General features: G+C 35.8%; 20 protein-coding genes. 1 reads left to right on the forward strand and 19 read right to left on the reverse strand.

Annotated features, from left to right (window positions below; translation table 11 throughout):
- Window positions 1–8: 8 nt before the first annotated feature.
- A complete protein-coding gene (locus CAPGI0001_RS08645; RefSeq protein WP_002669096.1) occupies window positions 9–437 on the forward strand; it encodes a hypothetical protein in 429 nt (142 codons plus the stop codon).
- Here CAPGI0001_RS08645 and CAPGI0001_RS08650 read toward each other — a convergent pair.
- The 19 genes from CAPGI0001_RS08650 to CAPGI0001_RS08740 form a co-directional block, all read right to left on the reverse strand.
- Entirely contained in the window at window positions 424–888 is a 465-nt protein-coding gene (locus CAPGI0001_RS08650) for an energy transducer TonB (RefSeq protein ID WP_248601311.1), read from the reverse strand. The genes CAPGI0001_RS08645 and CAPGI0001_RS08650 overlap by 14 nt on opposite strands.
- Window positions 889–1,217: 329 nt before the next feature.
- On the reverse strand, window positions 1,218–1,379 hold the full coding sequence (locus CAPGI0001_RS13095) for a hypothetical protein (RefSeq protein ID WP_002668847.1): 162 nt from the start codon (window positions 1,377–1,379) through the stop codon (window positions 1,218–1,220).
- Window positions 1,380–1,399: 20 nt separating this feature from the next.
- On the reverse strand, window positions 1,400–1,933 hold the full coding sequence (locus tag CAPGI0001_RS08655; protein ID WP_248601312.1) for a hypothetical protein: 534 nt from the start codon (window positions 1,931–1,933) through the stop codon (window positions 1,400–1,402).
- 5 nt (window positions 1,934–1,938) lie between these two features.
- Window positions 1,939–2,871, reverse strand: a complete 933-nt coding sequence (locus CAPGI0001_RS08660; RefSeq protein WP_002668883.1) for a leucine-rich repeat domain-containing protein — start codon at window positions 2,869–2,871, stop codon at window positions 1,939–1,941.
- A 138-nt stretch (window positions 2,872–3,009) separates the two neighbouring features.
- On the reverse strand, window positions 3,010–3,756 hold the full coding sequence (locus CAPGI0001_RS08665) for a hypothetical protein (protein ID WP_248601313.1): 747 nt from the start codon (window positions 3,754–3,756) through the stop codon (window positions 3,010–3,012).
- A gap of 187 nt (window positions 3,757–3,943) precedes the next feature.
- Entirely contained in the window at window positions 3,944–4,669 is a 726-nt protein-coding gene (locus CAPGI0001_RS08670; RefSeq protein ID WP_002669041.1) for a class I SAM-dependent methyltransferase, read from the reverse strand.
- Between the two features lie 159 nt (window positions 4,670–4,828).
- On the reverse strand, window positions 4,829–5,023 hold the full coding sequence (locus tag CAPGI0001_RS13375) for a hypothetical protein (RefSeq protein ID WP_002669140.1): 195 nt from the start codon (window positions 5,021–5,023) through the stop codon (window positions 4,829–4,831).
- Between the two features lie 2 nt (window positions 5,024–5,025).
- Window positions 5,026–5,940, reverse strand: a complete 915-nt coding sequence (locus CAPGI0001_RS08680; protein ID WP_002669004.1) for an NTF2 fold immunity protein — start codon at window positions 5,938–5,940, stop codon at window positions 5,026–5,028.
- A gap of 22 nt (window positions 5,941–5,962) precedes the next feature.
- Entirely contained in the window at window positions 5,963–6,820 is an 858-nt protein-coding gene (locus CAPGI0001_RS08685; protein WP_002669095.1) for a DKNYY domain-containing protein, read from the reverse strand.
- Between the two features lie 8 nt (window positions 6,821–6,828).
- On the reverse strand, window positions 6,829–7,470 hold the full coding sequence (locus CAPGI0001_RS08690) for a WG repeat-containing protein (protein ID WP_002668877.1): 642 nt from the start codon (window positions 7,468–7,470) through the stop codon (window positions 6,829–6,831).
- A complete protein-coding gene (locus CAPGI0001_RS08695) occupies window positions 7,467–7,787 on the reverse strand; it encodes a DUF6794 domain-containing protein (RefSeq protein ID WP_040360106.1) in 321 nt (106 codons plus the stop codon). The genes CAPGI0001_RS08690 and CAPGI0001_RS08695 overlap by 4 nt, the downstream gene beginning before the upstream one ends.
- Before the next feature lie 79 nt (window positions 7,788–7,866).
- Window positions 7,867–8,484, reverse strand: coding sequence for a DUF4304 domain-containing protein (locus CAPGI0001_RS08700; protein WP_002668910.1), 618 nt, complete (start codon window positions 8,482–8,484; stop codon window positions 7,867–7,869).
- Between the two features lie 12 nt (window positions 8,485–8,496).
- Window positions 8,497–8,997: a hypothetical protein gene (locus CAPGI0001_RS08705; protein WP_002668886.1), complete on the reverse strand. Its 501-nt coding sequence runs from the start codon at window positions 8,995–8,997 to the stop codon at window positions 8,497–8,499.
- Between the two features lie 41 nt (window positions 8,998–9,038).
- The gene (locus tag CAPGI0001_RS08710; RefSeq protein ID WP_002669089.1) at window positions 9,039–9,722 is read right to left on the reverse strand and encodes a hypothetical protein; all 684 of its coding nucleotides are present in this window, start codon (window positions 9,720–9,722) and stop codon (window positions 9,039–9,041) included.
- A 10-nt stretch (window positions 9,723–9,732) separates the two neighbouring features.
- Window positions 9,733–10,230, reverse strand: coding sequence for a YdeI/OmpD-associated family protein (locus CAPGI0001_RS08715; protein ID WP_002668925.1), 498 nt, complete (start codon window positions 10,228–10,230; stop codon window positions 9,733–9,735).
- A gap of 32 nt (window positions 10,231–10,262) precedes the next feature.
- On the reverse strand, window positions 10,263–11,327 hold the full coding sequence (locus tag CAPGI0001_RS13165) for a hypothetical protein (protein ID WP_002668892.1): 1,065 nt from the start codon (window positions 11,325–11,327) through the stop codon (window positions 10,263–10,265).
- A 77-nt stretch (window positions 11,328–11,404) separates the two neighbouring features.
- Window positions 11,405–11,776 carry a hypothetical protein gene (locus tag CAPGI0001_RS08730; protein ID WP_002669073.1) on the reverse strand — a complete coding sequence of 124 codons (372 nt, stop codon included), beginning with the start codon at window positions 11,774–11,776 and terminating at the stop codon, window positions 11,405–11,407.
- A 100-nt stretch (window positions 11,777–11,876) separates the two neighbouring features.
- Entirely contained in the window at window positions 11,877–12,248 is a 372-nt protein-coding gene (locus CAPGI0001_RS08735) for a hypothetical protein (RefSeq protein WP_002668882.1), read from the reverse strand.
- A 6-nt stretch (window positions 12,249–12,254) separates the two neighbouring features.
- A complete protein-coding gene (locus CAPGI0001_RS08740) occupies window positions 12,255–12,584 on the reverse strand; it encodes a hypothetical protein (protein ID WP_002668854.1) in 330 nt (109 codons plus the stop codon).
- Window positions 12,585–12,589 lie beyond the last annotated feature (5 nt).

The following is a 12,589-nucleotide window of genomic DNA, read 5'->3' on the forward strand; positions in this document are numbered from 1 at the left end:
GAGAAAATATGAAAATAATTTATGCCTTTATAATAGCACTTATCCTCTCTGTACTCGCCTTTTTTCTTGCTATTAGAATCACTGATAGTGTAGGCGCAGGAATATTTTTACTCGGCATGTTGCCTGTCTCTTTTATTGTCATCATAGGATATACGAAACTATTAGAGACCTTCCATGTAAAAGCGTTTAAGTATGTTGTCTTATATACCTTTATAGCTTGCTATGTAATGGTTTTTATGACTGTTTTCCTTTTAGGATCAGATAGCCAGTGGGGTATTTGGCATGCCCTCAGGGATGCCTTTCATGTAATGACGGATGTATATTTGCTTATTTGCAACATAGCGATTACACTTATTTACAGCACCTTATTTATGCTTTTTAGATCTATTTCAGAGAAAAAAGCAAAGAAGAAAACCATACAAACTAATCAAACCTAATGCTACAGCGATAGAAATAGCGTACAGGCTTTCCCCACTGTTGTGCAGGAATCAGTTTTGGGAACTGCTCCATAGTGCGTTGCACCTCTTTTCTTATATACAGAGAAGAAGTCACACAGCGGACAAGCACTACACTTCCGTCCTTTTCCACACTGAAAAGGACGGTCGCTCCTCCCTCCAATTCCTTATAAGGACTTTTAAGGATACTTTGCTTCAGATACTGAGAGAAGAAATGATAAAAACAGCTATCTCTTTCTCTTACGCTCACGTCCTTACATTGTACAAACATAGGTTTTTGTTCCATTGAAGGGAAACAAGTCGTATTTATAGACTCCTCTTCCTCAATATCCATTGAAGGAATAGTGTCTTTCTCTTGTGTGTATCCTATACAAGGAAATACAATCCATAAGGAGACGAATAAAAAAATATCTATTGAGAATCTGCTACCCATAGAGAACTCTTATAATATTTCTAATAGAAATGTAAATAATAAGAATATTAAATAGAATAAAAAACAAAGATAATATCCTTCTTACTTTACAGATGAAAAATATAAGGAAAGCTACAATAGCTATGGTAGGAATATATATAGACAAAATATAGTACATATAATCATTCATATATTTCTTCAAATAACAAAGATATAAGAATAGAAATAACACAGAAATAATATTTGCTATAACGAGAAATCTATAAATTTTTTACTATATCTTTTTAATTTCATTTTTTACTTATTAGAAGGGTTTGATATTTCTTCAATGATCTATTCCCATACTTTTTCTAAAAAGAATAGGCTTTTATTTTCCTTATTTTCTTGATAGTTTTCAGCACAAAAGTATCACACTCTTCGCAACCAGTAGTTTTACGTATAATCCTATCTTCGATAACCTTTCCTTTTTTAGAGATGAGAAAACATACCACAAAAATGCTTGTGTGTCTCATTCCTACTCAAGTTTTTATACTTAAAATCTTTTCTCCATAAGCACCTCACCCCTATATATTTTTTGGTAACGAATGAGTTTTTCGCCCTGGTAATAACCTATATAGTAGGCGCGTTCTTCTTGGTGTGCCTCAGCTTCCTGCTGACTTATTTCATCATATAGGTAGGTAGAGCGATTCGTCTTTTGTTTGTGCACGTCAGAACAGCTAAGGAAATAACGCAGTACGATATCTCCCTTATACAAATAGAGTTTCTGTCCATTCATAGGGATTTCGGCAAAGACTCTTTCTTGTTCAACGGGGGTAATAGGTATTTTAGGCTCAAAAGAGGGATCAGCGTAAAAAGCATATTGAGGATCAATGTGTATTTCTGAGCTTTTTATTTTGAACACTTTACGCTCCCATTGGTTGCCTAATAAGAAATACTGAAAACCATCCTTTTCCCCACAATATTCATAGGTAAGTAGGGATTGTATCGCAAAGGCTTCTGTGGCTTTACGAACTTCTGTCGCTCTTTTGCAAGAAAACAACGCTAACAAAGAGGCTAATAAGGTCATTTTTTTCATTCTTTTCTACTAAATATATAGGTGTCAGCTTCTTCAAAGTTAGGGTACTGCCCTCCAAAGACTTCTCTTACTACAATTTTACCGAGGTAACTTTCTAAAGGTAAGTAGATATCATTTGCATCTGTACAAACAAACTCTAAATAAGGCATTTTCAGCAAAGGAGAGGCATCTTTTACAGGGTTAAAACATATCTTTAAGTTCCTAAGGGTCTCTATACCTACCAAATCACTAAGGTCTTCTACCTTGTTTTGCTCTAAGTCCAATTCCTCTAAAGGTATATTTCGTAAGGGGGAAAGGTCTTTTACTTCATTGTGATACAAACGCAAGGTGTTGAGCTTCTTGAGGGCTTTCAATGGAGATAAATCGCTGATGTGGTTCCTATCTAACTGCAAATATTCAAGATTGGGCAACCACGCTAAAGGGGATATATCGGTGATTTGATTTCTATCCAACCAAAGTTCGGTAAGGTTTTGTAATTTAGCAATTCCTTTTAAAGAAAAGAGCTTATTACACGATAGTTTTAACTCTTTCAGTTTCGTAAGTTCACAAAAAGGAGTTATATCACTCACGCCACTGTCATAAATCTCTACTTTTTTAAGTTTTTTGTACTTAGCAAGAGGTGTATAATCTGTTGCCTTGACATTCAAATAGAGTTTTTGTAGCTTTTCCAAGGGAGGCAAGGCTTCCAAGTGAGTTATATTGTCTGATAGCAACTGTAATTCCTTTATATTGGGGAACATTTGCAAGTCGGCTAAGTCCTCCGAGTGCAAATCATCGTTATGAATGAGCATTTTGGTAATCAAAGACGCTCCTTCTTCTTTGACCAACACTCTCCTTCCTTCTTTTACAAGAAGGTCTTCGTGTTTCTTTTTCAGATATTGCTTTACTTTCTGCTCTATAAGCTTGCTCTTAAAGGTAATGTAACTCATTTTAATCAGTAACTAATATTTTTTCTAATTCCTTTTTCTTTAATAGATACGTTTTGAGGTCTATATTACGTTCTGTTTTTTGGTCAAAAAGATCTTCTAAAGATGATTGAGTATATGGTAAGTTCTGTTTAACATCTCTTATTCATAATAGCTAATAATTCTTTTTTCTATTTTTGTTCCTATATATTCATTATTTTTATCCCTTTCCACTATTTTTCTAGATATCCAGTTATGTTTTTTATCATATACATAATCCGTAAATGAATACTCCCGTATTAATTCATCATCTAAATAATACATTTTTATTGATAATATATCTCCTTTATCATCTATTTCAAATTTTCTTTTTAATTTAATCCCATGGCGGTAATTTTCAATAACTTCAATAACATTTCCCTTTTCATCATATTTAAATTCTGTAAAACCTCTTACGAAATCCTTAATATAAGGACTTAGTTGCTCCTTCCGGATTATATTTCCTTTTCCATCATATTTATTTACCAGTTTATAAGTTTCCTCTTTAATATAGGTACTATCTTGTCCATTGACTAATATATATTCTAGGAACTCTTCATCTATTATCTCTCCTTTATTATTGTATTTTAAGGTTGTTTTATTTACCTTCCTACCTTCTCCATACATATCAATTTCTACAACATTATCTTTTAGATAATTATAAATAGTTCTACTTTTTGGTCTATTATATATAGAATCAGTCTCTTCCATTAAGAATCCTTTATTATTAAAAATACCAACAGTTAATCTTTCTTGAGATATAAAAGGGGTCCCATCCTCTCTCTTTATAAAATCAGAGTTAGAGAGTCTATATAGTGTTACAATGAGTTTTTTCACTTTTCCGTGAAGATTTTGATCTTTCCAATCCATTTCTCTATGCGATGAAGTTTTACAAGATACTAATAATAGTGATACAAGTAGAAAAATAAATGATCTAAACATAATACATAATTTTAATTTTACAAGGGCAAAGATAAGTTTTTTTTCCAAAAATAAAGCATTTGAATAGAAATATGTCTTGAATTTGATTATTTTTAAGTTTTTGTAAAGCGTTCATTTAGTTGCTTTTTCTAAAAGTGATTCCATAAAACTTGTTATTCCAGAACAATTCTGTTTTCTTTTCAACCACTGATGCTGGAATACATTGTTCTATGGCGTTCAAATCAACCGTTTTGCCTTCAAAATAGGATTTAGAAAAGACGCTTTTCTTGTATTGGGTCTCCACAAAGTCGGCTGTCTCATCGGCGATAAGCAACTTGCTTCCTGGTTTGGCAACTCGGAGCATTTCGCTCATAGCAAGAGCTTTATCGTTGAAAAAATTGATACCTCCGTTGTGAAAAACAATATCAAACATATTATCAGCAAAAGGTAACTCTTCAGCGGGACATTGCACAAGGGTAAGGTTTGTTTTCTTTTGCCACTGTTTCTTACATCTTTTGAGCATTCCCATAGAAATATCAGCTCCTACAAGGTCTATTGTTTTCAGATCAATCCCTTGCGGTAGATAACGCAAGTCTGCCCCTATACCTATGGAAACATAAAGTACCGAAATAGCATTCTTCCATTCCAAGCGGCTCATCAATTCCGTACGCAGGCGGTCAATGCCATTTCCATACTTGAGTTTTCCTATCCATTTTTCTCCAAAATCATAAAAGAAAGACATCCAATCATACATTTTCATATATTTTTGATTATCTCCACTGACAAAATGGTCATTCATACAGCAAAAAATACCATCTTCTATTTTTATATCAGCTTTTAATATTTGGGATATATCCTTCATTGTATTTATATTTTTAAATTATCTTTTCTTAATCAAAATATCTCCTTCACAAAGCCAAAGAGGTTCATTTTCTATCTTTAACTCCTCCCACCATTGTTTTTCTTCTGTTTCAGCATCATCTACTATACGAAAACTAGCAAAATCTGTACGAGGCGGAGGCTATACTATAATCCTCTCTATAGCTACAGGTTCCAAATGATAAGTATCTGACAGTTTTTTGAGAGATAACAGTTGTTCTAACTCCTTTTTATAGCTTACAAGTGCTTGTTTCTCCTCTTGCAAAAGAGAAACTTCTTTAAGCTGATGAATTGTTTTGTGAAGTTCGTCTTCTATAAGTTGTTTTGCTGTTTTCATTATTACAATCCGTATTTAGTCCAGCCCCCATCGTGCCATTGGCAGTCATCTATCTTCCACTCGCCGTCTTTTCTGATGATAAGAAAGCGAAACTGATCATCACGATCATTTTGGGTATAGAGGTATATCTTATTTTTAGTTACTGTCTCGCTATCAATGATTTGATGCGCTCTATAAGTACCGCCTTCATTTAGTGAAAAATGAATTCCTTCAGGACGATAGCCCGCCCTGCGCTTGTCGGTACAATACTTTTGGAAGAGGGCTTTGCATTTTTCTCTTACCAAAAGCTCACCCTCTTCTGTATCATCATTCTTGGCAGCAAAAGCCTCCCACTCAGTCATTGCCGCAAAGAAGTCCAAAAGCAGTTGCTTTACTACGGGCAAATCATCGGTAAGGGTTGCCGCTGGTTTCTTCTTTCCTGCCGTGCGTTGCGCCTGCTCAAAGGCTTTTATCTGCTCGGCAGTGAAAGGTTTATCAAGGTAAAAACTCACCTTGTTGTAATTTGCCACAGCCATAAGTCCTTCAAAAGTAACACGCGTTCTCTTTAGCGAAAGAGACTTCAGGCGTGGTACTTGCAAGACGATTTTTAGCGTCTCATCAGTTACGGGACAACCGTCTAGCGAGATATGGTCAATAGGTTTGTCGGCAAAGTACTTAAAGCCTTCGCCTATAACTTGTTTGTTGTCCTCTAAGAAAAGGAGTTTTAGTTTGGGCAAGGTAGCCAAGTGTTTAATAGCTTCATCGGTAATGTCGGTATTGATAAAGCCCATATTGACCAAAGACTTTACTTGTACGATCTGTGCCACCATCTCGTCGGTTAGGGTGACATCCTTGTAATGATTTCCCTTGCAAAAGCGCTCTTCGGTTACTTCCTTGAGCGCGGCTTCTAAGGTAATAGGGTATTTGTATGCAGCCATATCTTTATGTGTTTAGAGGTTCTTATAAGGGTCTATTTACTTCGTACAAAGCCTCTGCTTCACTAAGGGGCTTACCATATTCATAATATTGGTTTTTATCCTTACCATAAGGCAGCTTATATCCCTCTGGCGAAGTTAGCAGCACCACCTCAAAAGTATCGTAATCCACCTCTTTGAGGAGCTTGTTTTGATAATAAATACGTTTATCATCTTTGGTATAAAAATGCGAAATCTTTCGCCAAGTCGCCGGATTTGCCTTAGGCAAAGACGACTTCCCATAGTAAACACTCCTATCATCTTTCGCAAAATCGCCATCGTTCATCGAGATGAAAGTCGCTGGATTGGCCTTAGCAAGTATTTTTATCTTGCCGTGATAATCCTCATAATACACCTGTTGGCTATCTTTGGCATAGCCATACGGAATCTCTACACGCACCACACGCCTAATCCCATCACTGAACTCCCACGAAGTCTCTCTATCTCTATCCGTTCTGTGAATACCCTCATCACACACCTCAAAAGTACTAATATCAGCTGGTTCAAAGCGCCCACCCGATGTCCAAACACTTTGGTAATCGGTAGCATAACACTCGTTGAGCATTTCGAAAGTTTTAGGATTAGCCCCTTTGAGAGGGCGCCCCACAATATAACAATGCTTATCATCTTTAGCAAAAAAGCCATTAAAATAGACAAAAGTCTCAAGGTTTGCCTTCTCTATAGGCGAATAGCGGTAGTATATTCGCTTGCCGTCTGTCCAATAACAGGGCGTTTCTTGTGTGTCCGCCATATAAAAACGAGGGTCTTTATCAATATCTGCTACGGTATGGATATCGATATCAAAAAAAGGAGGTTTTTTAGCCAAAGGTTTATTGATTTTCATTCTGTTTCTTATTTTATTTCTATACCTAATTTATTAATCTCAAATTGTTTGTTCCCTATCTGTACCCACGCTTTACCATTCTCAAAGAGAGCGCCATCGTCATAAATAAAAGGGAAGACGGTTTCGTTTTTGTCATTGATATAGCCATATTTAGCGCCTTTCTTTACCAAGGCAAGTCCTTCTGTAAAATAAGAGGCATCGTCATAGAGAAAAGGAATGATTTGTTCGCCTTTTTGGTTGATAAAGCCCCATTTGCCGTCTTTCTTTACAGCTACATAATCTTTATGAAAGTAGGTAGTATCTTCATAGATGAACGGAATCACCTCTTCTCCTTTCTCATTGATAAAGCCCCATTTGCCATTCAACAGAGCAGCAGCAGGGCGGTGGTTATAAAAGTCGTTGTCATCTATAAGGTCGTATTTTACGGGAGTAATCTCCTTGCCAGAGGTATCTATCAATCCGTATTGCGCACCTATTCTCACCATTGCTACACCTTGAAAAAAGTCATAGACAAAATCGTATTTTATAGGGGTAATAAGGGTTCCGTTCTCATTGATGTAGCCCCATTTGTCTCCTTGCCTTACACAAGCAAAGCCCTTGTGAAAATCGGTTATTTCATCATATTTCTCTTGCTTGTTTGTGTTCATCATTTTAACTGCTTTTTATGTGCCGAAATCTGTCCTTCAAAGTCTATTTCTTTTCCCAAAAGATGTCTATAATAGCTTGTGAGTATCATAGCCGACATATCATCGGGGTGCTTAACGCCTTGGTCTAAAAAGAACTTCACAAGCTCAGGGTTCCCACTGCGAATCCACTCATTGCGAATGCCCATTCCTAAAGTAAAATGGCTTTCCATAAAGAATTCTTCTTCGGTAAGTGTTTTTATATACTCTTTATCCTGCTTTTTGAGATTCTTATCCAGCATTTGGATACATTCTGTTAGGTTTTTAGGTTTTTCTTTTTTCATATCGATGTTTTTTATTTGTCCAAAAGCTATAAAACTAATGATACACATACAAAAAGTAACGAGGTATTTCATATAATTATTAAACATTCAGACCATATTTTTTAGCGAGCCCTTCTAAGGTTGGCTCAGCCAGAGGATTTACTTTTTGTAAAAGCTGGTTATATACTGTTTGGACTTTCTCCTTCTGTCCATGCTCGGCATAGAAAATAAGGAGGTCAAAGGTAATACCTAAGAGATTTGAATCCTTTTCTAATGCTGAAAGGATTTTTTCTACAGAATCAAGTTGGTCAAAGAAAGGGAGAATATATTGTTGTATATCTTCTTGTATTTCTTTGATGAGTTTTTGTTCATCAGTATAGTTGTGTATCTCGTACCATAGGTCTTTTCTTCCTCGTAAATCGTTAATAGTTTTACGGATAAGACAGACAGGTTCTGTAGGGTAATCAGGGACTTGTCCTGTATGTTTAAAATCATAAATAACTAACCAAACTTTGGGTTCAAAAATCCCTATATTGATGCGAAATTTAATATGATTTCTATGGCTATATCTGTCTTTCTGAATATTGATGATATGTCCCACTTCGGAAAGCTGGCGATAATAGTTCAAGGCCTTCTTTTTAAAAGAAAGAGGCTTTAACAAAGGTGTAAAACCTTCTTTTATAATCGTATCGAATTTAATTTGTGTATCTGTTTTCATCTGTTGGGTACTTTATTGATATTTTGCTTTTATTTGATCCTCATTGATTGTCTTTCCTGTGTTCAAATCGGTATAAAAATAAGAATCATGAGGCGAAAAGTAGCCATCGGCTTGTATATGGGCATTTTTTAGCGCATTTTCCCACCTTTGTTGAAACCATTTAGAGAAAATAGCATTCTTTTCTTGGTCATATTTTTCTAAACAGCTATCTATTTCATCTTCTTCCAAGCCTTCTTCATACAAATTATCTTCAAAATGGATATCCTCATCAACAAAAGCATCGGAAGGAAAGTATTTTTCCATTTTTTGTGAGGGAATATCGGTACACTTACTTATATATTCGCCTTTTGCACTCATTGCCCAAGCGGAAATTATAAACCATTCGTAATCATATTCTAATAGGTAATACGCCCCTTTGTTCTGTAGGAGTTCTATAATGTCTTTTTCCACAAGTTGATTATACTTTTCCAAATTTGAAACGAACAATTCTAATATTTCTGTTATATTTTTCATCTTTTTATATATTATTGTTTACTATTAGTTATCTCCTTTTTTTAATCAGTTTCTGAAGCTATAATACCTATATACCAATCCCTACAAGGGTTGTATACCGTCCAAAAGAAACTTCCCCACCAGTCTTTGCCCTCATCAAAGTAATTAGAGCTATCCGTACTCCACTTATAGACTTCTATTTGCGAAATATCAGTAAAAAGCAACCTACAAAAATCTAAAAAGAAGTTGCCCTTTTCAAAATTGCTTTTTGTAATCATAAAAGAGTACGGGGGCTGAAAGAAAGCGTAAGCAAAAACTTCCTTTTTCAGGTCTTCCTCAGTCATCGCCACTGCTTTTTCAGGCACTTCTTTATCATCATAGTAAAAATACCAATTACGCAATTTCCCACCACTAAGAATTATCCTCCCGCTCACCTCCTCATATTGCCAGCCCATAAAGTCTTGTAGAGAAATCTCCTTATCCGAATCTTTAAGGACACCAAAATCGTAGTCCATCGTAAAAAGTTTCTTACGATTTATTTTAGATTTAGCCGCTATACGGTCAAGACGCGTATTTACTTCTTCCGCTACCGAAATAAGAGTCTGCTGGGCTACTGCCAAATGCTTCTGATAAGGCGTATCCTCCTGCTCCGTATCCAACTGAAAGATACGAAAGTCTATCATACCGCCTTCTCGTTCGTAGGCTTTATACTTTTCTATAAACTTAGGTATTTCTATAGTTGTCATTTGTTGATATTTAATTCTTATCCGCAAAAGGCGCTAACAGTTGTTTTATCTCTTCCTTTATGGTTGTATTATCTGCATTAGCAGCTTGTTCTTCTATAGGCTTAAAGTAGTAAAGGTCGTTTAGAATCCCATATATAGCTATAGCACGCAGACTGCTGGGTTCAGAGTTTTGGTACAATTGCACCAAAAAAGCAATTGCCCACTTATATGCCACACAATACACGCCACTATGGTTATTACCTATAGCATTTATAAAAGCCTCTGCAAGAGCATTCCCTTCTTGCGAATTAATATTAATAATTTGCTCTAACAGATTAATAACTTGGGGGTCTCCCTCCAATGTATACTTCTCACAGAACGACATTTGCATTTTCAGCACTCTTTTAAGGCGTGTTTCTTCCTTTTTAGCCTCATTAATATAGTTCACCCACTCTTTTTGATGAGAAATAGGCAAGGTAATGAAGTGCTTTTTTACATTTTCACTTAACAAAGGCGTTATATCTACCATACTTTATGTTGTTTAGAATGCTTTTTGATGTTCTATTTCCCCCAATCAACAGGCGCCCATTGGGTAAGATGCCAAGGGAAATCATTAAGGTCTATTCCGTTGTATTTTTCATAGATATCCCCACCTTTTTCCCAAGGATTAGGTTTGCCTTGTACCATCTCGTTTATAGGGTGTTCAGCAGTAAAAGTATGGCAAAAAAGATTCTTATCGGCTGCATAACCTCCATATTTCTGTACCGCTTTGGCTACCAAAAGGGTAAAAGGACGAAGTTTTAACTTGTTAAGGTCTATGTTAGGATCTATGCGAAACCATTGTCCTTCCAACGGAGCATTAGGGTTTGTTGACGTGCCATCTCCTTGTTTTGCTGGATAAGAAAAACCTTTCCCTGCATTGGCAATAGTAAAGGATAGCGCGTGGCATATCTCACCTTTTCGCGCCTCTGCAATGCCTATTTGAGAGAGTGGATTGAGCATACACACTACTGCCGACCCTCCTGTGGTGTGTTGCATCGCAAAGTTATCCTTACCCAAATCTTTGAAATTTGGTTTTGCTTTAAAATATCCTGAAGCAGCAAAACGCCAAGTACCTTTCTCATCTTTAACAGCGTAAAAATATTCTCGCATCATTCCTGTTGCTTTGTCATAAACAGCAAAAGCTCTATCCCCTCCGCCTGCTGGTTGTGCATATTTAGGCAAAGGAATACGCCCCGTAGTATACTTAATAAGATCTTGTCTGTAAATAACTCTATTATCTTTAGATTCAAAATAAGCATATTCCTGATGAGGGTCATTAGAATCTACCACATAAATAGGAATGTTATAAGATGTTGTACTCAGTGTTGTTAGCACCGTTTTTTTAAATCTTTCAGGCAGATATTCAGCGGGCATTTTGGGCATATAAGCAGCTATGGCAGCCGAGTTCGTTGCCAAAGGCATATTTTTAACTTCTCTTGTGAAAATAGACCCCTGAGCTATATAAGGCTCAAAGAGACTTCCCGTATAATAATACCCTTTTTGTTGTTCTTCTCCTGATTGTTTGCTACAAGCAGATAATATAAGTAGAAAGAAAAAGTAAATAAGTGTTTTGTTATATGTCATTTTAAATATTTTTATTGATTTCATTTCTTGCCTTGTTTAGAGAGAGCTTAAGTAAGTTGAGGAAATTGTTCTTTTATTTATACATCAAAATAACTAAACACAAACTTAGGGGAATGTTCAAATAAAGGATAATCACCTACGATAAGCCCTATACATTCATTTTTATCATCATATACACAAGCCTCTACCACAAGTTTGTTCATTTTTTTGTCTTTATAGAGAGTGAGTTCGCGTAGTTTATTCACTTCTTTATCTATATCTTCTATAGGAAAGAGGTGTAATACGCTTTTATCCTCTACAAAATCAAGTGTCTCATTGATTTCTTCTAAAAACGCTCCCGAAACACCAAACTTTTCAGCTAATACTTGGGTATTTTGCGATTTATAAGCATTTAAAAAATCGGTCAGGGCGTGGTAAATTTCTGTTTTAAGGGATTGTGTGATTTCCATATAGTCTTATTTAATCTTTGCTATGTCGTTTTTATAACTTGCAAAAGTATAGCGACGCAAAAGCAATTTCGAGACTTTTCAGATAGCCTCAACGGGTGTATTAACAACTAAAGTAGTGAAATACAAACTTAGGAAATTGGTCACTAAGGTTGTAATATCCTTTGATGATGGCAAAATATTCTTGATCATCCCACAAATGGGCTTCTATTCCTACAGCGGTATCATCATTGTTGAAGTTATACACCTCTAAATTCACTCCTCCACCTTCTTCTTTGTCCATTTCTTCTATAGGAAAGAGGTGCAATACGCTTTTATCTTCTACAAAGTCAAGCATTTCATAGATTTCTTCTAAAAATTCTCCTGAAATATCAAATTTTTCAGCTAATACTTGGGTATCTTCGGCTTTATAGGCTTCTAAAAAGTCCGCAAGAGTGTGATATATTTCTGTTTTAAGGGCTTGTGTGATTTCCATATAGTGTTATTTTATCTTTGCTATGTCGTTTTTATAACTCGCCAAACTGATATTTCCTTCTAAAACCAACTCGCAAAGTGCTGTTGGGTCATAATCTTTAAAAGAATGAAGGGTATAATGGCAATGCTTGTCATCGCGCTCTAAGTGAAGTACATAACCATCGGGTTCATCTTGAAAAACAACGGTTGCTTCTTTGTACTTTTCTAAGGTTGCTACTGAGTGTATCAAATCCTGCCTACTATCGTGCAAGTGAGAGGCTACAAAAGCTATTTCGGCACTGTCATTGCTGATTATGACTTCTGCCCAGCCCTTTTCTTTGGAAGTGTAATCAATCATTGCAA

It is taken from the genome of Capnocytophaga gingivalis ATCC 33624 (assembly GCF_000174755.1).
In the GTDB taxonomy this organism is placed as follows: Bacteria; Bacteroidota; Bacteroidia; order Flavobacteriales; family Flavobacteriaceae; genus Capnocytophaga; species Capnocytophaga gingivalis.